General features: G+C 42.4%; 21 protein-coding genes and 1 other annotated feature. All 21 genes read left to right on the plus strand.

All coding sequences use genetic code 11. The features are described 5' to 3' along the window. The first annotated feature begins 13 nt into the window (after positions 1-13). Positions 14-913, plus strand: a complete 900-nt coding sequence (gene era, locus I2H52_RS02040) for a GTPase Era (protein ID WP_000143275.1) — start codon at positions 14-16, stop codon at positions 911-913. Positions 914-961: 48 nt separating this feature from the next. Next, on the plus strand, positions 962-1786 hold the full coding sequence (gene mutM / locus I2H52_RS02045) for a DNA-formamidopyrimidine glycosylase (RefSeq protein WP_195593955.1): 825 nt from the start codon (positions 962-964) through the stop codon (positions 1784-1786). Further along, positions 1786-2391: a dephospho-CoA kinase gene (gene coaE / locus I2H52_RS02050; protein WP_049500852.1), complete on the plus strand. Its 606-nt coding sequence runs from the start codon at positions 1786-1788 to the stop codon at positions 2389-2391. The genes mutM and coaE overlap by 1 nt, the downstream gene beginning before the upstream one ends. Continuing rightward, the gene (locus I2H52_RS02055) at positions 2378-3577 is read left to right on the plus strand and encodes a multidrug efflux MFS transporter (protein ID WP_049500850.1); all 1200 of its coding nucleotides are present in this window, start codon (positions 2378-2380) and stop codon (positions 3575-3577) included. The genes coaE and I2H52_RS02055 overlap by 14 nt, the downstream gene beginning before the upstream one ends. Further along, positions 3577-3726, plus strand: a complete 150-nt coding sequence (gene rpmG, locus I2H52_RS02060; RefSeq protein ID WP_007519517.1) for a 50S ribosomal protein L33 — start codon at positions 3577-3579, stop codon at positions 3724-3726. Before I2H52_RS02055 ends, rpmG begins: the two co-directional genes overlap by 1 nt. Positions 3727-3765: 39 nt before the next feature. Next, positions 3766-3999 (plus strand): preprotein translocase subunit SecG, encoded by a 234-nt coding sequence (gene secG / locus I2H52_RS02065; protein WP_000282517.1) that lies wholly within the window; start codon positions 3766-3768, stop codon positions 3997-3999. A gap of 93 nt (positions 4000-4092) precedes the next feature. Then, complete coding sequence (gene rnr, locus I2H52_RS02070) at positions 4093-6447, plus strand: ribonuclease R (protein WP_195593957.1); 2355 nt, start codon at positions 4093-4095, stop codon at positions 6445-6447. Beyond that, complete coding sequence (smpB, locus tag I2H52_RS02075) at positions 6410-6877, plus strand: SsrA-binding protein SmpB (protein ID WP_001051742.1); 468 nt, start codon at positions 6410-6412, stop codon at positions 6875-6877. The genes rnr and smpB overlap by 38 nt, the downstream gene beginning before the upstream one ends. 14 nt (positions 6878-6891) lie before the next feature. Further along, positions 6892-7752: an SAM-dependent methyltransferase TehB gene (gene tehB / locus I2H52_RS02080; protein ID WP_000413068.1), complete on the plus strand. Its 861-nt coding sequence runs from the start codon at positions 6892-6894 to the stop codon at positions 7750-7752. 177 nt (positions 7753-7929) lie between these two features. After that, entirely contained in the window at positions 7930-9078 is a 1149-nt protein-coding gene (locus I2H52_RS02085; protein WP_195593958.1) for a DUF1887 family protein, read from the plus strand. A 74-nt stretch (positions 9079-9152) separates the two neighbouring features. Next, the gene (locus tag I2H52_RS02090) at positions 9153-10109 is read left to right on the plus strand and encodes a competence protein CoiA (RefSeq protein WP_195593961.1); all 957 of its coding nucleotides are present in this window, start codon (positions 9153-9155) and stop codon (positions 10107-10109) included. 18 nt (positions 10110-10127) lie between these two features. Beyond that, the gene (pepF, locus tag I2H52_RS02095; protein WP_045616982.1) at positions 10128-11930 is read left to right on the plus strand and encodes an oligoendopeptidase F; all 1803 of its coding nucleotides are present in this window, start codon (positions 10128-10130) and stop codon (positions 11928-11930) included. 1 nt (position 11931) lies between these two features. Continuing rightward, positions 11932-12645, plus strand: a complete 714-nt coding sequence (locus I2H52_RS02100; protein ID WP_084824172.1) for an O-methyltransferase — start codon at positions 11932-11934, stop codon at positions 12643-12645. Positions 12646-12712: 67 nt separating this feature from the next. Beyond that, positions 12713-13660 carry a peptidylprolyl isomerase PrsA gene (prsA, locus tag I2H52_RS02105; RefSeq protein WP_045616983.1) on the plus strand — a complete coding sequence of 316 codons (948 nt, stop codon included), beginning with the start codon at positions 12713-12715 and terminating at the stop codon, positions 13658-13660. Positions 13661-13848: 188 nt separating this feature from the next. Continuing rightward, positions 13849-15072: a cell division peptidoglycan polymerase FtsW gene (gene ftsW, locus I2H52_RS02110; RefSeq protein ID WP_195593964.1), complete on the plus strand. Its 1224-nt coding sequence runs from the start codon at positions 13849-13851 to the stop codon at positions 15070-15072. Between the two features lie 24 nt (positions 15073-15096). Beyond that, positions 15097-17793, plus strand: a complete 2697-nt coding sequence (gene ppc / locus I2H52_RS02115) for a phosphoenolpyruvate carboxylase (RefSeq protein ID WP_195593967.1) — start codon at positions 15097-15099, stop codon at positions 17791-17793. Between the two features lie 96 nt (positions 17794-17889). Continuing rightward, positions 17890-18105: a binding site (T-box leader), on the plus strand. Between the two features lie 116 nt (positions 18106-18221). Further along, entirely contained in the window at positions 18222-19217 is a 996-nt protein-coding gene (gene trpX / locus I2H52_RS02120; RefSeq protein WP_195593970.1) for a tryptophan ABC transporter substrate-binding protein, read from the plus strand. A 65-nt stretch (positions 19218-19282) separates the two neighbouring features. Beyond that, positions 19283-20149 (plus strand): ABC transporter permease, encoded by an 867-nt coding sequence (locus I2H52_RS02125; protein ID WP_000637255.1) that lies wholly within the window; start codon positions 19283-19285, stop codon positions 20147-20149. Next, complete coding sequence (locus tag I2H52_RS02130) at positions 20146-20904, plus strand: ABC transporter ATP-binding protein (protein ID WP_195593973.1); 759 nt, start codon at positions 20146-20148, stop codon at positions 20902-20904. The genes I2H52_RS02125 and I2H52_RS02130 overlap by 4 nt, the downstream gene beginning before the upstream one ends. Positions 20905-21099: 195 nt before the next feature. Further along, the gene (dnaG, locus tag I2H52_RS02135; RefSeq protein ID WP_229104475.1) at positions 21100-22860 is read left to right on the plus strand and encodes a DNA primase; all 1761 of its coding nucleotides are present in this window, start codon (positions 21100-21102) and stop codon (positions 22858-22860) included. A gap of 2 nt (positions 22861-22862) precedes the next feature. Further along, positions 22863-23972: an RNA polymerase sigma factor RpoD gene (rpoD, locus tag I2H52_RS02140; RefSeq protein ID WP_000201890.1), complete on the plus strand. Its 1110-nt coding sequence runs from the start codon at positions 22863-22865 to the stop codon at positions 23970-23972. Positions 23973-23975: the final 3 nt, after the last annotated feature.

Raw genomic sequence — 23975 nt, forward strand, 5'->3', positions numbered from 1 at the left:
ATAAGAGGAAATTATGACATTTAAATCAGGCTTTGTAGCTATTTTGGGACGTCCCAATGTTGGGAAGTCAACCTTTTTAAATCACGTCATGGGGCAAAAGATTGCCATTATGAGTGACAAAGCGCAAACAACGCGCAATAAAATCATGGGGATTTACACCACGGATAAGGAGCAAATCGTCTTTATCGATACACCGGGGATTCACAAGCCCAAAACAGCTCTTGGAGATTTCATGGTGGAATCAGCCTATAGTACTTTGCGTGAAGTGGATACTGTTCTATTCATGGTGCCAGCTGATGAGCCACGTGGTAAGGGCGACGATATGATTATCGAGCGTCTGAAAGCTGCCAAGGTTCCTGTGATTCTGGTGGTGAATAAGATTGACAAGGTCCATCCAGACCAACTTTTGGCTCAGATTGATGACTTCCGTAACCAGATGGACTTTAAGGAAATTGTTCCTATCTCAGCCCTTCAGGGAAATAACGTTTCTCGACTAATCGATATTTTGAGTGAAAATCTAGAGGAAGGTTTCCAGTATTTCCCATCTGATCAAATCACAGACCACCCTGAGCGTTTCTTGGTTTCAGAAATGATTCGTGAGAAGGTTCTTCATTTGACTCGCGAAGAGATTCCTCATTCTGTCGCAGTAGTGGTCGACTCTATGAAGCGTGATGAAGAGACAGACAAGGTTCACATCCGAGCAACCATCATGGTGGAGCGCGATAGCCAAAAAGGAATTATCATCGGAAAAGGTGGCGCTATGCTCAAGAAAATAGGGACCATGGCCCGTCGTGATATCGAACTCATGCTAGGGGACAAGGTTTTCCTAGAAACTTGGGTCAAGGTCAAGAAAAACTGGCGTGATAAAAAGCTAGATTTGGCTGACTTTGGCTATAATGAAAAAGAATACTAAGTAGAGGTGGGCTCATGCCTGCTTCTTGTTTTTACAGAAGGAGGATTTATGCCTGAATTACCTGAGGTTGAAACGGTTCGTCGTGGCTTAGAAAAATTGATCTTGGGAAAGAAGATTTCTAATATAGAGATTGCTTATCCCAAGATGATTAAGACGGATTTGGAAGAGTTTCAAAAGGAATTGCCTGGTCAGATTATCGAGTCAATGGGACGTCGTGGAAAATATCTGCTTTTTTTCCTAACAGACAAGGTCTTGATTTCCCATCTGCGGATGGAGGGCAAGTATTTCTACTATCCGGACCAGGTTCCTGAACGCAAGCATGCCCATGTTTTCATCCAGTTTGAGGATGGTGGTACGCTTGTTTACGAGGATGTACGCAAGTTTGGTACGATGGAACTCTTGGCGCCTGACCTTTTGGATGCCTACTTTATTTCTAAGAAACTAGGACCTGAGCCAAGAGAGCAGGACTTTGATTTGCAGGTCTTTCAAGCTGCCCTAGCCAAGTCTAAAAAGCCTATCAAATCTCACCTTTTAGACCAAACCTTGGTAGCTGGCCTTGGTAATATCTATGTGGATGAGGTTCTTTGGCGAGCTCAGATTCATCCAGCTAGACTTTCCCAGACTTTGACGGCAGAAGAAGCGTCAGCTATTCATGACCAGACCATTGCTGTTTTGGGACAGGCAGTCGAAAAGGGCGGTTCCACCATTCGGACCTATACCAATGCCTTTGGGGAAGACGGAACCATGCAGGACTTCCATCAGGTCTATGATAAGACTGGACAAGCATGTTCGCGCTGTGGGACAGTGATTGAGAAATTCCAGCTCGGTGGACGGGGAACTCATTTTTGTCCTCAGTGTCAAAGGAGGGGCTGATGGGAAAAATCATCGGAATCACAGGAGGAATTGCCTCTGGTAAGTCAACTGTGACAAATTTCCTAAGAGAGAAAGGTTTTCAAGTGGTGGATGCTGACACAGTCGTCCACCAACTACAGAAACCTGGTGGTCGTCTTTATCAGCTCTTAGTTCAGCACTTTGGACAAAAAATAATCCTTGAAAATGAAGAACTCAATCGCCCTCTCCTAGCTAGTCTCATCTTCTCAAATCCTGAGGAGCGGGAATGGTCTAAACAAACCCAAGGAGAGATTATTCGTGAGGAATTGGCTGCACTGAGAGACCAGTTAGCTCAGACAGAAACGGTTTTTTTCATGGATATTCCCCTGCTTTTTGAACAGGACTACAGTGCTTGGTTTGATGAAACGTGGCTGGTCTATGTGGACCGTGATGTTCAGGTGGAACGTTTCATGAAACGGGATCATCTTTCTAAGGAAGTAGCAGAGTCCCGTTTGGCCGCCCAATGGTCTTTAGAAGAAAAGAAAAAATTGGCGAGCCATATATTAGACAATAATGGCAGTCGTGATCAGCTTGTGGCTCAAGTAGTGAAGTTACTTGAAGGAGGCGATAGCTGTGCAAGATATTAGTTGGAAAGAGAATCTTCGTGTCGCCTGGTTCGGTAGTTTTCTAACGGGCGCCAGCATTTCCTTGGTCGTTCCTTTCATGCCTATCTTTGTGGAGCAGTTGGGAATTGAAGGAGACCAAGTTGCTTTCTATGCTGGATTAGCCATCTCAGTTTCGGCTGTTTCAGCAGCTCTAGTTTCTCCCATCTGGGGTATTCTTGCTGACAAGTACGGTCGAAAACCCATGATGATTCGAGCAGGTCTTGCCATGACCATTACGATGGGAGGTTTGGCCTTTGTTCCGAATATCTATTGGCTACTCTTTTTGCGCTTGCTCAATGGTGTATTTACTGGATTTGTCCCCAATGCAACAGCCTTAATCGCTAGTCAGGTACCCAAAGATAAGTCGGGAGCGGCTCTGGGAACTCTATCTACAGGAGTTGTTGCAGGAACACTGACGGGTCCCTTTGTTGGAGGCTTTATTGCTGAAATTTTTGGCATTCGTAATGTCTTTTTATTGGTAGGTGCTTTCTTATTTTTAGCTGCAATCCTAACCATTTTCTTTATCAAGGAAGATTTTCAGCCAGTGGCTAAGGAGAAGGCTATCCCAACGAAAGAAGTATTTTCTTCTTTCAAGTATCCTAGGCTTTTAGTGAATCTATTTTTGACTAGCTTCGTCATTCAATTTTCAGCTCAATCAATTGGCCCCATTCTAGCTCTCTATGTGCGGGACTTAGGGCAGACTGAGAATCTCCTCTTCGTATCAGGATTGATCGTATCCAGCATGGGATTTTCTAGTATGATGAGTGCTGGAATTCTAGGAAAACTTGGCGATAAGGTAGGGAATCATAGATTGTTGGTCGCGGCGCAGATTTATTCCGTCATCATTTACCTACTTTGTGCCCATGCAACCAGCCCCCTTCAACTTGGCTTGTATCGTTTTCTCTTTGGTTTGGGAACAGGTGCTCTCATACCAGGAGTCAATGCCCTTCTCAGCAAAATGACTCCAAAATCAGGTATTTCAAGGATTTTCGCCTTCAACCAAGTCTTTTTTTATCTCGGTGGAGTGATTGGACCTATGGCGGGATCCGCAGTTGCAGGATATTTGGGCTACCATGCTGTCTTTTATGCGACAGCAGCCTGTGTGGCTTTCAGTTGTTTATGTAACTTAGTGCAATTTAGATCGTTATTAAAAGTAAAGGAAATCTAGTGCGAGTAAAAATCAATCTCAAGTGCTCTTCTTGTGGAAGCATGAATTATCTAACCAGTAAGAACTCCAAAACCCATCCAGACAAGATTGAGGTTTTAAAATATTGTCCAAAGGAAAGAAAAGTAACTTTACATCTTGAATCTAAGTAGAATTTATGGTAAAATAATAGGGATTTTAAGGAGTTTGATATGTATAACCTATTATTAACCATTTTATTAGTATTATCTGTTGTGATTGTGATTGCGATTTTCATGCAACCAACTAAGAACCAATCCAGCAATGTATTTGATGCCAGCTCAGGTGATTTGTTTGAACGTAGTAAAGCGCGTGGTTTTGAAGCTGTGATGCAACGTTTGACAGGTATTTTAGTCTTTTTCTGGCTAGCCATTGCCTTAGCATTGACAGTATTATCAAGTAGATAAGAAATGGGCGAGACTAGGTCTTAGCCTATTTTATTTTTAATGAAACTTAGAAAGTTATCAGTCAAAAAAATTATAAAAATCTAGAAAGTAAACATGAAAGATAAAATTAAAGAATATTTGCAGGAGAAGGGGCGAGTGACGGTCAATGACCTAGCTCAGGCTCTCGGAAAGGATGGATCCAAGGATTTCCGTGAGTTGATTAAAACTCTGTCTCTGATGGAAAGAAAGCACCAGATTCGTTTTGAAGATGATGGTAGTTTATGTCTGGACCAAAAGAAGAAACATGAAATTACCCTCAAAGGGATTTTTCATGCCCATAAAAACGGCTTTGGCTTTGTCAGTCTAGAAGGCGAAGAGGACGATCTTTTTGTAGGAAAAAACGATGTCAACTATGCCATTGATGGTGATACCGTTGAGGTCGTGATTAAGAAAGTCGCTGATCGCAACAAGGGAACTGCTGCAGAAGCAAAAATTATCGATATCTTAGAGCATAGCCTGACGACAGTTGTCGGGCAAATCGTTTTGGATCAGGAAAAGCCCAAGTATGCGGGCTACATCCGTTCAAAAAATCAGAAAATCAGCCAACCGATTTATGTGAAGAAACCGGCTATCAAGTTGGAAGGGACAGAGGTTCTCAAGGTCTTTATCGACAAATACCCAAGTAAGAAACATGATTTCTTTGTCGCTAGTGTGCTAGACGTGGTGGGGCACTCGACTGATGCTGGGATTGACGTTCTTGAAGTCTTGGAATCCATGGATATTGTTTCAGAATTTCCAGAAGCTGTTCTCAAGGAAGCAGAAAGTGTTCCAGAAGCTCCGTCTCAAAAGGATATGGAAGGTCGTCTGGACCTGAGAGATGAAATCACCTTTACCATTGACGGTGCGGATGCCAAGGACTTGGACGACGCAGTACACATCAAGCCTTTAAAGAATGGCAATATCGAACTCGGAGTTCACATCGCAGATGTTTCCTACTATGTGACCGAGGGTTCTGCCCTTGACAAGGAAGCCCTTAACCGCGCGACTTCTGTCTATGTGACAGACCGAGTGGTTCCAATGCTTCCAGAGCGTTTGTCAAATGGCATCTGCTCTCTCAATCCTCAAGTAGATCGCTTGACCCAGTCTGCTATTATGGAAATTGATAAACATGGTCGTGTGGTTAATTACACCATTACCCAAACAGTTATCAAGACGAGCTTCCGTATGACCTATAGCGCTGTTAATGATATCCTAGCTGGCGATGAGGAAAAGAGACGAGAGTTTAAGAAAATTGTTCCAAGTATCGAGCTCATGGCCAAGCTTCATGAAAGGCTAGAAAGCATGCGTGAGAAGCGTGGTGCCCTTAACTTTGATACCAGCGAAGCTAAGATCTTGGTGGATAAAAAAGGTAAGCCTGTGGATATTGTCCTTCGTCAACGTGGCGTTGCTGAGCGGATGATTGAGTCCTTCATGTTGATAGCCAACGAAACAGTTGCCGAACACTTCAGCAAGCTGGACCTACCTTTTATCTATCGGATTCACGAGGAGCCCAAGGCTGAAAAAGTTCAGAAGTTTATTGATTACGCTTCGAGCTTTGGCTTGCGAATTTATGGGACTGCTAGTGAGATTAGCCAGGAGGCCCTTCAAGACATCATGCGTGCTGTTGAGGGAGAACCTTATGCGGATGTATTATCCATGATGCTTCTCCGTTCTATGCAACAGGCTCGCTATTCAGAGCACAATCATGGTCATTATGGTCTTGCTGCAGACTATTACACTCACTTCACCAGCCCCATTCGTCGTTATCCTGACCTTCTAGTCCATCGGATGATTCGCGACTATGGGCGTTCTAAGGAAATAGCAGAGCATTTTGAACAAGTGATTCCAGAGATTGCAACCCAGTCTTCCAACCGTGAGCGTCGTGCCATCGAGGCGGAGCGTGAAGTCGAAGCCATGAAAAAGGCTGAGTACATGGAAAAATACGTGGGTGAAGAGTACGATGCAGTTGTATCCAGCATGGTCAAATTTGGTCTCTTTGTCGAATTGCCAAATACAGTCGAAGGCTTGATTCACATCACCAATTTACCTGAATTTTATCATTTCAACGAGCGTGATTTGACTCTCCGTGGGGAGAAATCAGGAACAACCTTCCGTGTTGGACAGCAGATTCGCATTCGGGTTGAAAGAGCGGATAAGATGACAGGTGAGATTGATTTCTCCTATATCCCAAGTGAGTTTGATGTCATCGAAAAAGGTTTGAAACAAGCTGGGCGCAAAGACAGAGGTCGTGGTTCAAGTCGTCGTTCAGACAAGAAGGAAGACAAGAGAAAATCAGGGTGTTCAAGTGATAAGCACAAGCATTCACAAAAAGATAAAAAGAAAAAAGGCAAGAAACCTTTTTACAAAGAAGTAGCTAAGAAAGGAGCCAAGCATGGCAAAGGGCGAGGGAAAGGTCGTCGCACAAAATAAAAAGGCGCACCACGACTATACAATCGTAGATACGCTAGAGGCAGGAATGGTCCTGACCGGAACTGAAATCAAGAGCGTTCGAGCTGCTCGAATCAATCTCAAGGACGGCTTTGCCCAAGTAAAAAATGGGGAAGTCTGGCTGAGCAATGTTCATATCGCCCCTTACGAAGAGGGGAATATCTGGAACCAGGAACCTGAACGCCGTCGCAAACTCCTGCTCCATAAGAAGCAAATTCAAAAACTGGAACAGGAAACCAAAGGAACAGGAATGACCCTAGTTCCCCTCAAAGTCTATATCAAAGATGGCTACGCTAAACTCCTTTTAGGACTTGCTAAAGGGAAACATGACTATGACAAACGGGAGTCGATCAAGCGACGTGAACAAAACCGCGACATCGCGCGTGTGATGAAAGCTGTCAACCAGCGTTAAGAAGAGGAAGTAAAATGGAAAAACTAATTGCCTATAAACGGATGCCCTTGTGGAATAAACAGACCATGCCTGAAGCAGTTCAGCAAAAGCACAATACCAAGGTCGGCACTTGGGGAAAAATTACTGTCTTGAAAGGGGTACTCAAGTTTATTGAATTAACCGAAGATGGTGAGGTTCTAGCTGAGCACCTCTTTGAGGCAGGAGCAGACAACCCTATGGCACAACCGCAAGCCTGGCACCGAGTAGAGGCTGCAACAGACGATGTAGAGTGGTATTTGGAATTTTATTGTAAACCTGAGGATTATTTCCCTAAGAAATACAATACCAATCCAGTCCATTCAGAGGTCCTAGAGGCTATGCAGACAGTGAAACCAGGAAGAGCCTTGGATTTGGGTTGTGGTCAGGGGCGTAACTCTCTCTTTCTCGCACAGAATGGTTTTGATGTGACAGCTGTGGATCAGAATGAATTGTCCCTTGAAATCTTGCAAAGCATTGTGGAACAAGAGGATCTAGACATGCCTGTAGGACTATACGATATCAATTCGGCCAGCATTAGCCAAGACTATGATTTCATCGTATCGACAGTTGTTCTGATGTTCCTACAAGCGGACCGCATTCCAGCTATTATCCAAAATATGCAGGAGCACACCACGGTCGGTGGCTATAACCTTATCGTCTGTGCTATGGATACAGAGGATTATCCTTGCTCAGTCAATTTCCCATTCACCTTTAAAGAAGGGGAGTTGGCGGACTACTACAAGGATTGGGAATTAATTAAGTACAATGAAAATCCAGGACATTTGCACCGTCGTGATGAAAATGGCAATCGTATTCAACTACGCTTTGCGACTATGTTAGCTAAAAAAATCAAGTAAATCAAACATATACAAGCGAATAGTAACCGATTTGCAAGGTTTCTATTCGTTTTTGTTTGCGTTGGTTGATTGGGGCGAGCAGGATTTTATGCTATACTAGAAGTAGGAAATCTGAGTAGTAGAACTGTATTGCTGATACTCTCAGCGCAAGAAAGTCTTTATGATGGAGGTGGTCGAATGACGAGTCTTTTGGTGGAATTGTATGATCGGCATGTATTGGAAAAGAATGTCTACCAAGCCTTTATCAGTGATTGTGACGAGATTCTCTTTCTTTCTTTGACAAAAATAAGCAATGAAGAGAAAGTCTCCCTCCGTCAGTTTATTCTTGATGAGGTGCACCATATCCAACGAGTGACCTTTCGTCAGCTAACTTTAGAACAATTAACAGATCAGTTAGATTATTGCCTAGCAGGCTATGACCAGGTTCTTCTTGATGTTTTTGGTGGGGATTCGCTACTAGCCTTATCCCTCTATCAATACGGCTTGGATCGTCACCTCCCCATCGTTGCCATGGATGTCGAGCGGGGAAAACAATACAAGTGGGTAGCTGGCCAGCTGGAAAAAGAAGACTTGGACATTCCAACCCTAAGCATCCAACAGCTGATAGCCTTGCGTGGTGGAAAAATGCTCAAATCAAAACGCCCTATCCACTCAGCTCAGCAAATTGCAGCCATCAAAAAGCTAGCTATCTCTGCCATTGCCAATCCTGCCCACTGGTATCAAGTGACCCAATTTTTCTCTCTAGCTAAGACCAATGACCTGCATGCTGAGACAGAAAAGATACTGGAAAACAATGGCAGGTATTATCACTATCCAAAATCCCTTATTCCTTTACTTGTGGAAGCAGGGATGCTTTGTATTGAAAGCGAGGACAAGAAACGAGTAGCATACAGCTTTCCAAGTCAAGAAGCTCAAGTCTTTTGCCGCAATAAGGGACATATTTTAGAGGTATATCTCTATCTCTTGGCGCTTGAATCTCAGCTGTTTGATGAGTGCATGATAGGAGGTGAGATTGATTGGAATGGCATCTTTCCAGAGGCGGATAATGTCCAAAATGAGATTGATGTCATTCTGAGAAAGGGACGCTCGATTACCTTTATCTCCTGCAAGATGACGGATTTATCAGTTGAAGCCATCAATGAACTAGAAGTCTATGCCAATCATTTTGCTGGGGAGAGTTGCCTCAAGTTAATTGTTTGTACGGGAAAAATCAATCCCGTTTATGCCAATCGTTGCCAGGAATATGGTGTGCTGGTCATTAGGAGTGAGCAGATCCCCAATCTCATTCCCACGTTGAAAAAATACTCTAAGAGGTTTAAAAGGTAGAAAAGTAATATGAAAGGCTGGAATTCCAGTCTTTTTTAGTTCTTTTTCGAATAAATGAGAAAAGGAGGTAGACCATGTTTGTAGCCAGAGATGCCAAGGGAAAATTGGTAAATGCACTCGAAAAAGACGTTACCAAGCAAGCTTATACCTGCCCCGCCTGTGGTGGTGGACTACGATTACGCCAAGGACAGAGCATTCGAACACACTTTGCCCATGAAAGGTTAAGAGATTGTATCACTATTTTTGAGAATGAAAGTCCAGAACACTTAGGCAACAAAGAGGCCTTTTATCATTGGGTCAAGAAGGACAATCAAGTCGCCTTAGAATATAGTCTGCCCGAGATTCAGCAGATAGCAGATGTTCTCGTCAATGAGAAACTAGCTCTGGAGGTTCAGTGTAGCCCCTTGTCTCAAAAGCTTTTAGGCGATAGAAGCCAAGGATACCGTAGCCAGGGCTATCAGGTTATCTGGCTACTGGGAGAAAAACTCTGGTTAAAAGAGCGATTAACACAACTGCAAAGGGGATTACTCTATTTTAGTCAAAATATGGGTTTCTATGCCTGGGAACTAGATTTTAAAAAGCAAGTTTTGAGACTCAAATATCTTTTACATCAGGACCTACGTGGCAAGCTTCATTTTCAGGTTAAGGAATTTCCCTATGGTCAAGGAAATCTCTTGGAAATTTTACGATTTCCTTATCAGAAACAAAAACTGTCTTGTTTTGCAGTTGTGCAAGATACCACTATCTGTCACTACATTCGCCAACAGTTGTACTACCAAACCCCTTACTGGATGAAAAAACAGGAGGAGGCTTATCAACAAGGAGACAATTTATTAAACCGTCAACTGGACGACTGGTATCCCCAAATCAAGCCGATAGAATCAGGTGATTTTTTGCAGATTAAAACGGATTTGACTAGCTATTATAGAAATTTTCAGGCTTACTATCAAAAAAATCCGAAAAATAATCGCCAAAAGCTTTATCCACCAGCCTTTTATCACTTATATTTCTCGAAAAATGTGGTAAAATAGAAAGGATGGAGGAATCTTATGGTATTACAACGACATGAAATAAATGAAAAAGATACATGGGATCTTTCAACAATCTACCCAACAGACCAAGCTTGGGAAGAAGCCTTGAAAGATTTAACTGAAAAAGTACAAACAGCATCTCAGTATGAGGGGCATCTCTTGGACAGTGCGGACAGTTTGCTTGAGATTACGGAATTCTCACTTGACTTGGAACGCCAAGTTGAAAAGCTTTATGTCTATGCACATATGAAAAATGACCAAGACACGCGTGAAGCCAAGTATCAGGAGTACTATGCCAAGGCAATGACTCTATACAGTCAATTAGAACAGGCCTTTTCATTCTACGAACCTGAGTTTATGGAGATAAGCCAGGAGCAGTATGCGGCCTTCCTAGAAGCTCAACCGAAACTCCAAGTTTACAAACACTTTTTTGATAAGCTCTTGCAGAAGAAAGACCATGTTCTTTCGCAACGTGAGGAAGAATTGCTTGCTGGAGCAGGAGAAATCTTTGGCTCAGCTAGTGAAACTTTCGCCATCTTGGACAATGCGGATATTAGCTTCCCATATGTGCTTGATGATGAAGGTAATGAAGTGCAGCTCTCACACGGTACTTACATTCGCTTGATGGAATCTAAAAACCGAGAAGTCCGCCGTGGTGCTTATGAAGCCCTATATGCGACTTACGAGCAATTCCAACATACTTACGCTAAGACTTTGCAGACAAATGTCAAGGTGCAAAACTACCGTGCCAAAGTCCGCAACTATAAGAGTGCTCGTCATGCAGCCCTTGCAGCCAACTTTGTTCCAGAGAGCGTCTATGACAATCTAGTAGCAGCAGTTCGCAAGCATCTGCCACTCTTGCATCGTTACCTTGAACTTCGTTCTAAAATCTTGGGGATTTCCGACCTCAAGATGTACGATGTCTATACACCGCTTTCATCTGTTGAATACAGCTTTACTTATGAGGAAGCCTTGAAAAAGGCAGAAGAAGCTTTGGCTGTCTTGGGTGACGACTACTTAAGCCGGGTTAAACGTGCCTTCAGCGAGCGTTGGATTGATGTCTATGAAAACCAAGGCAAGCGTTCTGGCGCCTATTCTGGTGGTTCTTATGATACAAATGCCTTCATGCTTCTTAACTGGCAGGACAATCTAGATAACCTCTTTACCCTTGTCCATGAGACAGGTCACAGTATGCACTCCAGCTATACTCGTGAAACTCAGCCATATGTTTATGGCGACTATTCAATTTTCTTGGCTGAGATTGCCTCAACAACCAACGAAAATATCTTGACGGAGAAATTACTGGAAGAAGTTGAAGACGATGCAACTCGCTTTGCTATCCTCAATAACTTCTTGGACGGTTTCCGTGGAACGGTCTTCCGTCAAACTCAATTCGCTGAGTTCGAACATGCCATCCACCAAGCAGACCAAAATGGAGAAGTCTTGACAAGTGATTTCCTTAATAAACTTTACGCTGACTTGAACCAAGAGTACTATGGACTCAGCAAGGAAGACAATCCACAAATCCAATACGAATGGGCACGCATTCCACACTTCTACTATAACTACTATGTATACCAGTATTCAACAGGTTTTGCGGCTGCTTCAGCCTTGGCTGAGAAGATTGTCCATGGTAGTCAGGAAGATCGTGACCGTTATATCGACTACCTCAAGGCTGGTAAGTCTGACTACCCGCTTAATGTCATGAGAAAAGCAGGAGTGGATATGGAGAAAGAAGACTACCTCAACGACGCCTTTGCAGTCTTTGAACGCCGTTTGAATGAGTTTGAAGCCCTTGTTGAAAAATTGGGACTGGCTTAAGATGGTAGAGTCTTATAGTAAAAATGCCAATCACAATATGCGTCGTCCCGTCGTCAAGGAAGAAATCGTAGAATTCATGCGCCAGCGTCAAAAGCAGGTGACAAGCTCCTTGAAAGAATTGGAGACCTTCGCTCGCAAGGAAAATATTCCCATTATTCCTCATGAAACAGTTGCTTATTTCCGTTTCCTCATGGAAAGTCTGCAACCTAAAAATATTTTAGAGATTGGAACGGCAATCGGTTTCTCAGCCCTCTTGATGGCAGAACATGCGCCAAATGCAAAGATTACAACCATTGACCGTAATCCTGAGATGATCGGCTTCGCCAAGGAAAATTTTGCTCAGTTTGACAAGCGCAAGCAAATCACCCTCATAGAGGGAGATGCAGTCGATGTTTTATCTAGTCTGACAGAAACATATGACTTTGTCTTTATGGATTCAGCCAAGTCCAAGTACATCGTCTTTCTACCTGAAATCCTCAAACGATTAGAAGTTGGTGGAGTAGTGGTCTTGGATGACATTTTCCAAGGAGGCGATGTTGCCAAGGATATCATGGAAGTCCGCCGTGGTCAAAGAACTATTTACCGTGGTTTGCAAAGACTTTTTGAAGCAACTTTGGACAATCCAGATTTAACGGCAACTCTAGTTCCGCTTGGGGATGGCATTCTCATGCTACGTAAGAATGTAGCAGATGTGCAACTTCCTGAGAGTGAATGATTTTCAGAAAAATTTAAGAAATTATAGTAAAATAGATAAGGTAACACTTACCGTAAAAGGAGTAAACATGAAGAAAAAACTAATGGCAGGAGCCATCACACTTTTATCAGTGGCAACACTTGCAGCTTGTTCAAACAGTTCTGAAGGAAAAGATTTGATCAGCATGAAAGGTGATGTGATTACAGAAAATCAATTCTTTGAAGAAGTAAAGAACAATCCAACTGCGCAACAAGTCTTGCTAAACATGACCATCCAAAAAGTCTTTGAAAAACAATATGGTTCTGAAGTGACTGAACAAGAAGTGGATGATGCTGTTGCGGAAGAACAAAAGAAATACGGTGATAGCTATAACAGCGTCCTTCAACGTGCAGGTATGACTCCTGAAGCTCGTAAAGCTCAAATCCGTACCAACAAATTGGTTGAATTGGCAGTTAAGAAAGCTGCCGAGAGTGAATTGACAGATGAGGCTTACCAAAAGGCTTTTGAGTCTTATACACCAGATGTGACAGCTCAAATCATCCGTATGGATAATGAAGACAAGGCAAAAGAAGTGCTTGAGAAAGCCAAAGCAGAAGGTGCAGATTTTGCTCAGTTGGCGAAAGACAACTCTAACGACGACAAAACAAAAGAAAATGGTGGAGAAATCACTTTTGACTCTGCTTCAACAGAACTTCCAGAACAAGTCAAAAAAGCAGCCTTTGCCTTGGATGTGAACGGTGTTTCTGATGTGATTACGGCTACTGGAACACAAGCCTACAGCAATCAATTCTACATCGTTAAAGTAACGAAGAAGACAGAAAAATCTTCTAACTTAGAGGATTACAAAGAAAAATTGAAGACCATCATTTTGACTCAAAAACAAAATGATTCTGCCTTTGTTCAAGGAGTAATTGGTAAAGAATTACAAGCTGCTAATATCAAAGTCAAAGATCAAGCCTTCCAAAACATCTTCACCCAATACATCGGTGGTGGTGACTCAAGCTCAAGTTCAAGCAGTAGCTCTTCATCTAACTAAGCAATGAAAATACAAATCTCATTTGAGGTTTGTATTTTTTATGCTTGAAGACAAAAAATAAGTAAAATTCGAAGGATTAAAGGATAATAGTTTTTTTCTTTCTGAAAAAGTGGTATAATAACAATCAAAACTAGAAAATAAAACGGAATTAGGGACAACCGCCTCTGTTCCTATTAGAGTGGTGAAATATGAAAATTAGTAAAAGGCACCTACTAAATTATTCCATTTTGATTCCTTACTTCCTTTTGTCAATTTTGGGGCTGATTGTGGTATATTCGACAACGAGTGCAACCCTGATTGAAGAAGGGAAAAGTGCATTTCAATTGGTACGTAACCAGGGGATCTTTTGGATAGCTAGTTTGATTCTGATTGCCTTAATCTACAAATTAAAATTAGGTTTCCTGAGAAATGGACGTCTGATCTTCATTGTTATGGGGGTTGAGATAGTTCTCTTAGCTCTGGCGCGTTTGATTGGTACCCCTGTCAATGGAGCTTACGGATGGATTTCTGTAGGACCCGTAACGATTCAGCCGGCTGAATACCTTAAGATTATCATCATCTGGTACTTGGCGCATCGTTTTTCAAAACAGCAAGATGAGATTGCGGTTTATGACTTCCAGGTTTTGACCCAAAACCAGTGGTTGCCTCGTGCTTTTAATGACTGGCGCTTTGTTCTGCTAGTTCTGATTGGTAGCTTGGGAATTTTCCCAGACTTGGGGAATGCAACCATCTTGGTTTTAGTGGCGCTTATCATGTATACGGTTAGTGGAATTGCTTATCGTTGGTTCTCGACTATACTGGCTCTCTTGGCAGGGAGTTCGATATTAGCCTTGTCTGTTATTCGTCTTGTTGGGGTTGAAAATTTTTCAAAAATTCCGCTATTTGGTTACGTTGCTAAACGTTTCAGTGCCTTCTTTAATCCCTTTAATGACTTGGCGGGTGCAGGACACCAGCTTGCAAACTCCTACTATGCCATGGTAAATGGAGGCTGGTTCGGACTGGGATTGGGAAATTCTATCGAGAAGCGTGGTTATCTGCCAGAAGCCCATACGGATTTCGTATTTTCGATTGTTATAGAGGAGTTTGGATTCGTGGGAGCGAGTATGATTTTGGCTTTACTCTTCTTCTTAATTTTGCGAATCATCTTGGTTGGTATTCGAGCTAAGGATCCCTTTAACTCCATGGTTGCTATCGGTGTCGGAGGGATGATTCTTGTCCAGGTCTTTGTCAATATCGGTGGGATTTCAGGGTTGATTCCTTCTACAGGGGTAACCTTCCCCTTCCTTTCACAAGGTGGGAACAGTCTCCTGGTATTATCCGTAGCCATTGCCCTTGTATTAAATATCGATGCCAGCGAGAAACGTGCTAAACTCATTAGAGAATATGAATCTCAAACTGTTGAAGGTCTGTAAGGACTGTATGGAAAGGAAAAATATATGTCTCTTCAGAAATTAGAAAACTATAGTAATAAAGCTGTCATCCAAGAAGAAGTCTTGATTTTGACTGAGCTGCTAGAAGATATCACAAAAAATATGCTAGCGCCAGAGACCTTTGAAAAAATCATGCAGTTGAAGGAATTATCAACAAATGAAAACTATCAAGGGCTCAATGAACTGGTGACTAGCCTTTCCAATGAAGAAATGATTTACATTTCTCGTTATTTCTCTATCCTTCCACTCTTGATTAATATATCTGAGGATGTGGACTTAGCCTATAAAATTAACCACCAGAACAATGTGGACCAAGACTATCTAGGGAAATTGTCTACAACCATAAAGATGGTAGCTGAAAAAGAAAATGCAGCTGAAATTTTAGAAAAGTTAAATGTCGTTCCCGTCTTGACTGCCCATCCAACGCAAGTACAACGCAAGAGTATGCTGGACTTGACCAACCATATCCATACGCTCTTGCGCAAGTACCGTGATGTCAAACTAGGCTTGATTAATAAAGAAAAATGGAACATGGATCTCCGTCGTTACATTGAAATTATCATGCAAACAGACATGATTCGCGAGAAGAAGTTGAAAGTAACTAACGAAATCACGAACGTGATGGAGTACTATCAAAGTTCCTTCCTGAATGCTGTTCCGCGTTTGACGGCTGAATATAAGAAACTAGCTAAAGAACAAGGAATTGAGCTCCAACATCCAAAACCAATTACCATGGGGATGTGGATTGGAGGAGACCGTGATGGAAATCCTTTCGTAACAGCGGAAACCCTCAATAAATCAGCTTTGACTCAGTGCGAAGTCATCATGAACTACTACGATGAAAAGATTTATAATCTTTATCGTGAATTTTCACTGTCAACTAGTATTGTGAATGTCAGTGATAAAGTTCGTGAGATGGCGCTTAAGTCACAGGATAACTCCATTTATCGCGAAAAAGAACTCTATCGTCGTGCTCTTTTTGATATCCAAGCTAAGATGCAGGCAACTAAGGCTTATCTCATTGAAGATAAGGATCTTCAGCCTAGATATGCTACTGCAGATGAATTTTATCAAGACTTGTTGGCCATTCGAGATTCTCTCCTTGAGAACAAAGGGGAATACCTGATTTCAGGAGAATTTGTTGAACTGATGCAAGCCGTTGAAATCTTTGGTTTCTACCTTGCTTCTATCGACATGCGCCAAGACTCTAGTGTTCATGAAGCCTGTGTGGCTGAATTGTTAGCATCTGCTGGCATCAACGACCATTATAGCGATCTCTCTGAAGATGAAAAATGCGCCCTCCTCTTAAAAGAGTTGGAAGAAGATCCTCGTATCCTCTCAGCTACTCATGCTGAAAAGTCAGAACTGCTTGAGAAAGAATTGTCTATCTTCAAAACTGCTCGCAAGTTGAAGGATAAACTGGGTGAAAATGTCATTCGCCAAACCATCATCTCTCACGCGACAAGTGTATCTGATATGCTAGAATTAGCCATCATGCTCAAGGAAGTCGGCTTGGTAGATGCTCAAAAAGCGCGCGTTCAGATTGTTCCCCTCTTTGAAACGATTGAAGATTTGGATCACTCGGAAGAAATCATGAGAAGATATTTCTCTCTTCCATTGGCTAAAAAATGGATTGCTTCAAAAGACAACTACCAAGAAATCATGCTTGGCTACTCCGATAGTAATAAAGACGGTGGTTATTTATCATCATGTTGGACTCTCTATAAAGCACAACAACAACTTACTGCTATCGGGGATGAATTTGGCGTTAAAGTTACCTTCTTCCATGGTCGTGGTGGTACAGTAGGTCGTGGTGGTGGCCCAACTTATGAAGCCATCACATCTCAACCGCTCAAGTCTATCAAGGACCGTATCCGTCTGACTGAGCAAGGAGAAGTGATTGGAAACAAATACGGAAACAAAGACGCTGCCTATTATAACCTTGAAATGTTGGTTTCTGCAGCCATTAACCGTATGATTACCAAGAAGAAGAGCGATACCAACACGTCAAATCGTTATGAAGCTGTTATGGATCAAGTGGTGGACCGTAGCTACGATATCTACCGTGATTTGGTCTTTGGAAATGAACATTTCTATGACTATTTCTTCGAGTCAAGCCCAATCAAGGCTATTTCAAGCTTCAATATCGGTTCGCGTCCAGCAGCTCGTAAGACCATCACTGAAATCGGTGGTCTACGTGCCATCCCTTGGGTCTTCTCATGGTCACAAAGTCGTGTCATGTTCCCTGGATGGTATGGAGTGGGATCAAGCTTTAAAGAGTTTATTGATCAAGATCCAAAGAATATCGAGTTTCTTCGTGATATGTACCAAAACTGGCCTTTCTTCCAATCTTTGCTTTCCAATGTAGACATGGTCTTATCTAAGTCTAACATGAACATTGCTTTTGAATATGCCAAGCTCTGTGAAGACGAAGAAGTACAGGCTGTCTACTACACTATTTTAGATGAATGGCAGTTGACTAAGGACGTTATTCTAGCTATTGAAGGCTATGACGAACTTTTGGCAGAAAACTCTTACCTAAAAGACAGTCTAAACTACCGTATGCCTTACTTTAATATCCTTAACTACATCCAGTTGGAGTTGATCAAACGTCAACGTCGCGGCGAATTGTCAGCTGACGAAGAAAAACTGATCCATACAACTATCAACGGAATTGCAACCGGTTTGCGTAATTCAGGCTGATATTCTACAAACTTCCTCTTTTTTCAAGGGGAAGTTTTTGAATTGTTTAAAAAATTCTAAAAATAACCTTGACAAGTAATTGAAAAATGATATAATTTAAACATTCAGAAAGTAGTCATGCTCATTTTTAAGAGAGTCTGTGGTTGGTGAAAGCAGATAGATGAAATTGATGAAATTGGGCTGAATGTACTTAAGAATTTGAAATCATAAAAATTCGGTGAGCACACCTTACAGTGCAACTCGTTATTGCGAGAAAGAGCGATAGGGATATTCCCTATAATTGAGGTGGTACCGCGCATCGACGTCCTCACACAAGTTTTTTGTGTGAGGATTTTTTTATGGGAGGAAAGATTATGAAATTTAAACGATGGCGTCGCTTGTTTTGAGTGAAAAGAGTATTATACAAGTGATTTAAAAGGAGAAAGAATATGAAAAATAAACGTTTAATGGGAATTATCGCTGGATTAGCTATATTGGTAGTGGCTAGCTTGATTTATTCATCAATGAACAAGCCAGCAGCTAAGGAAGAGCAAAAGGCTGCTAAGATTGGTGTCCTTCAATTTGTTAGTCACCCATCCTTGGACTTGATTTACCAAGGGATTCAAGATGGACTAGCTGAAGAAGGCTATAAGGACGACCAAGTAAAAATCGACTTTATGAACTCTGAAGGCGATCAGAGCAAGGTTGCAACTATGAGTAAACAATTGGTGGCAAATGGAAACGACGTTCTTGTTGGGATTGCAACACCAGCAGCTCAAGGACTTGCAAGTGCTACTAAAGATCTACCAGTTATCATGGCTGCTATTACAGACCCAATCGGTGCTAACTTGGTCAAAGATTTGAAAAAACCAGGTGGCAACATTACAGGGGTATCAGACCATAACCCTGCTGAACAACAAGTAGAGTTGATTAAAACCCTCACACCAGATGTCAAAACAATCGGCGCTCTCTACTCAAGTAGCGAAGATAACTCAAAAACACAGGTAGAAGAATTCAAGGCTTATGCTGAAAAAGCAGGTTTGACAGTCGAACCATTTGCCGTTCCATCGACTAACGAAATTGCTTCAACAGTTAATGTCATGACAAGTAAGGTTGATGCGATTTGGGTTCCAATTGACAACACCATTGCATCCGCATTCTCAACAGTTGTTTCAAGCAATCAAACAGCTAAAAAGCCAATCTACCCAAGTGCCACTGCCATGGTAGAAGCAGGTGGATTAGCATCTGTAGTAGTTGACCAACACGATCTTGGAGTGGCTACTGGTAAAATGATTGCCAAAGTTTTGAAAGGTGAAAAACCGGCTGATACTCCAGTTAATGTCTTTTCAACTGGTAAGTCAGTGATCAACAAAAAACTAGCACAGGAACTTGGCATCACAATCCCTGAGTCCGTTCTAAAAGAAGCGGGGCAAGTGATTGAATAAGGATAAAGGGGGAGTTGGAGACATCTCCTCCCATTTTTACTAAAGAAAGAAATGAGTGAAAGATTATGATAGTATCCATTATTTCTCAGGGGATGGTCTGGGCGATTCTAGGTTTGGGAATCTTTATGACTTTCCGAATTTTGAATTTTCCAGATATGACTACTGAGGGCTCTTTTCCTCTAGGGGGAGCAGTAGCTGTAACCTTAATAACGCAGGGAGTCAATCCGTTTTTAGCGACCTTAGCTGCAGTAGGAGCGGGATGCCTAGCTGGAATGGCGACGGGACTCTTATATACCAAAGGAAAAATCCCAACCCTCTTATCAGGAATTTTAGTAATGACTTCTTGCCATTCCATCATGCTCATGATTATGGGGCGTGCTAATCTGGGGCTTCTTGGAACCAAGCAAATTCAGGATGTCTTGCCTTTTGATTCAGACCTTAACCAACTCCTGACTGGATTAATCTTTGTAGCTCTTGTAATTGGTCTTATGCTCTTTTTCCTAGATACTAAACTAGGTCAGGCCTACATCGCTACAGGTGACAATCCTGATATGGCTCGTAGCTTTGGTATCAATACGGGACGTATGGAACTCATGGGCTTGGTTCTCTCAAATGGGATTATCGCACTTGCAGGAGCCTTAATTGCTCAACAAGAAGGATACGCGGATGTTTCTCGAGGAATCGGCGTGATTGTCGTAGGGCTTGCTAGCTTGATTATTGGTGAGGTATTGTTCAAGAGTTTGACTTTGGCAGAGCGACTCATGACCATCGTTGTAGGGTCTATTGCTTATCAGTTCCTCGTTTGGGGAGTGATTGCTCTTGGGTTTAATACAAGTTATCTTCGTTTGTACAGCGCCTTGATTTTGGCAGTTTGCCTCATGATTCCAACCTTCAAAAGCAAATACCTGAAAGGAGTCAAGTTTAGCAAATGACAGCAATTGTAGAATTAAAAAATGCTACCAAAGTCATTACGAATGGCTTTGACGAGGAAAAAATCATTCTGAATGATGTTTCTCTTGAAATTTTCGAACATGATTTCATTACCATCCTAGGTGGAAATGGAGCAGGGAAGTCAACGCTTTTTAACACTATTGCAGGTACCTTACCTTTGACAAGTGGAAGTATTCGTATCATGGGAGAGGACGTGACGAATTTTTCACCTGAAAAGCGGGCTAAGTACTTGTCTCGCGTCTTTCAGGATCCTAAGATGGGTACGGCTCCCCGTATGACAGTGGCGGAAAATCTCTTGATTGCCAAGTTTCGTGGTGAGAAGAGAGGACTCCTGCCTAGAAGACTTTCAAGCCATAGGGAAGAGTTTCAGGCTACCATTGAAAAAGTGGGAAATGGTCTTGAAAAGCATCTAGATACTCCGATTGAGTTTCTATCAGGTGGACAACGTCAGGCCTTGAGCCTCTTGATGGCAACCTTGAAGCGACCAGAGTTGCTCTTGTTGGATGAACACACAGCAGCCCTTGACCCAAAGACCAGTGTGGCCTTGATGGAATTAACAGATGACTTTGTTAGCAAGGATCATCTGACAGCCTTGATGATTACCCACCATATGGAAGATGCGTTGAAGTATGGCAATCGTCTGATTGTCATGAAGGAAGGTCGCATCATCCAAGACCTCAATAAAGAAGAAAAAGCTAAGATGAAGATCTCAGACTATTATCAATTATTTGAATAGATGAGTTAAATTATCATCAAAAATAGTGAAGATAAACTTAGAAGCCTGGAAGTGTTTCTGAGTTTTTTATCTCCCATTTCTTTCTGGAAAAATATAGCAAAGAGAATTCCGGAAAGCGTATGAAATGGTTTACTTTTTTTCAGAAATAAGCTATACTAGTTAACGTAAAACTATGATAAGATGGAGGTATTGTGTATGGTTGACAAGCAAGTTATTGAAGAAATCAAAAACAATACCAACATTGTGGAAGTCATAGGCGACGTGATTTCTTTACAAAAGGCTGGACGGAACTATTTAGGGCTCTGTCCTTTTCATGGTGAGAAGACCCCCTCTTTCAACGTTGTGGAAGACAAGCAGTTTTATCATTGCTTCGGCTGTGGTCGTTCAGGAGATGTTTTTAAGTTCATCGAAGAATACCAAGGTGTGTCCTTTATGGAAGCCGTTCAGCTCTTAGGGGAGCGCGTCGGTATTCAACCAGCCATGCCTGTCCAGTCTCGTCCTCAACAGGCTTCGCCTCATCAAGCTTTATATGATATGCATGAAGAAGCTGCCCGTTTTTACCATGCAATTCTCATGACGACCAAGATGGGAGAAGAAGCAAGGGCTTATCTATATAAACGAGGCTTGACGGATGATGTTCTGAAGCATTTCCAGATTGGACTGGCTCCAGCAGAGAGAACTTATCTCTATCAACGTTTGGCTGACAAGTTTGAGGAAAAGGATTTGTTGGATTCGGGCTTGTTTTACCTGTCAGATGGTAATCAATTTTATGATACTTTTTTCGGACGGATCATCTTTCCTTTGACCAATGACAAGGGGCAGGTTATTGCCTTTTCAGGTCGTATCTGGCAAGAAACGGATAGTCAGACTGCCAAGTACAAAAATAGTCGCTCGACTGCAATTTTTAACAAGAGTTACGAATTGTATCATTTGGACAAGGCAAAAAAGGGAACAGGTAAGATTACAGAGCTCTATCTGATGGAAGGCTTCATGGATGTGATTGCAGCCTATCGTGCTGGTATAGAAAATGCTGTGGCTTCTATGGGGACAGCCTTAAGTAAGGAGCATGTTGATCACCTAAAACGCTTTACCAAAAAAATTGTTCTCAGCTATGATGGTGACAAGGCAGGGCAGGCAGCAACAGCCAAGGCTCTAGAGGAGTTAAAAGACTTCTCAGTTGAGGTTGTTCGAGTACCTGATGCCATGGACCCAGATGAGTATTTGCAAAAGAATTCTGCTGAAGACCTGGCTTACCTTTTAACCAAGACTCGGATTAGTCCTATAGAGTTCTATATTCACCAGCTAAAGCCTGAAAATAGTGATAACTTACAGGCGCAAATCGAATTCATTGAAAAGATTGCACCCCTAATCGCCAAAGAAAAGTCTATCACTGCCCAGAATTCTTATATCCACATTCTGGCGGATAATCTACCTTCTTTTGATTACCAGCAGGTGGAGCAGATTGTAAATGAAAGTCGCATTGTTCAAAGGCAGGAAAGAATCAAAGAGGAGCAACCTCCAGCAGCGATTAGTTTACCTGTAACGCGGCAACTGACAGCAGTCATGAGAGCAGAGGCGCATCTCCTCTATAGGATGGCTGAGAACCCAGTTGTGTTAAATGACTACCGATTAAGAGAAGATTTTTTCTTTGATACCCCAGAATTTCAAATTCTTTACGAATTATTAAGTGCAGAGGGAGAAATCGGATCAGAGGAACTGTCTCATCAGACTCCTGAGGTTGAAAATGCCTGGTACCACGTGCTTAGCTTGGATTTGCCAGCTGAGATGTCGCCTCAAGAGCTAGCGGAAGTCGAAGCGACTCGTAACCGTGCCCTCCTCAGCAAGGACAATTTAAGGATTAAAAAGAAAGTGCAGGAAGCTAGTCATGTAGGAGATACAGACACAGCCTTGGAAGCATTGCAACGATTGATTTCCCAAAAGAGAAGAATGGAGTAATAATGGCAACAAAACAAAAAGAAGTAACCACATTTGATGTGCAAGTAGCAGACTTTATCCGTAACCACAAAAAAACAGGAACAGCAACAGATGACGAAATCAATTCAAGTCTGGTTATTCCTTTTGCCCTTGATGCAGATGGCATTGAAGACCTTTTGCAACGGATTCAAGATGCTGGAATTTCTATCACAGACAACGAAGGAAATCCAAGTGCGCGTGTGCTTAGTGCAGAAGAAGAACCAGAACTCAGTGATGAGGACTTGATTGGCTCAACCTCTGCCAAGGTTAATGACCCAGTCCGTATGTATTTGAAGGAAATCGGGGTCGTTCCTCTCTTGACCAACGAAGAGGAAAAAGAATTGGCCCTAGCTGTTGAGGCTGGTGATATCGAGGCCAAACAACGTCTTGCCGAAGCCAACCTTCGTTTGGTGGTTTCTATCGCTAAGCGCTACGTAGGGCGTGGCATGCAGTTTCTTGACTTGATCCAAGAAGGAAACATGGGCTTGATGAAGGCAGTTGACAAGTTTGACTATTCTAAAGGATTCAAGTTTTCAACTTACGCAACTTGGTGGATTCGTCAGGCGATTACCCGTGCCATTGCTGACCAGGCCCGCACTATTCGTATCCCCGTCCACATGGTTGAAACCATTAACAAGCTTGTCCGTGAACAGCGTAATCTCCTTCAAGAATTGGGGCAAGATCCGACACCTGAACAAATCGCTGAGCGTATGGATATGACACCTGACAAGGTCCGTGAAATCTTGAAAATTGCCCAAGAACCAGTATCACTTGAAACACCGATTGGTGAAGAGGACGATAGCCATCTTGGGGACTTTATCGAAGACGAAGTGATTGAAAATCCAGTAGACTACACAACTCGAATCGTTTTGCGCGAGCAGTTGGATGAGGTCTTGGATACTCTCACAGACCGTGAAGAAAACGTCTTGCGCTTGCGCTTCGGGCTAGATGATGGGAAAATGCGTACCCTTGAAGATGTTGGGAAAGTCTTTAACGTGACTCGCGAGCGTATCCGTCAGATCGAGGCCAAGGCTTTGAGAAAATTGCGCCAACCAAGTCGCAGCAAACCCCTTCGTGATTTTATTGAAGATTAAGAG

Origin of the sequence: Streptococcus oralis, from assembly GCF_015561235.1 — a bacterium.
GTDB classification, from domain to species: domain Bacteria; phylum Bacillota; class Bacilli; order Lactobacillales; family Streptococcaceae; genus Streptococcus; species Streptococcus oralis_BK.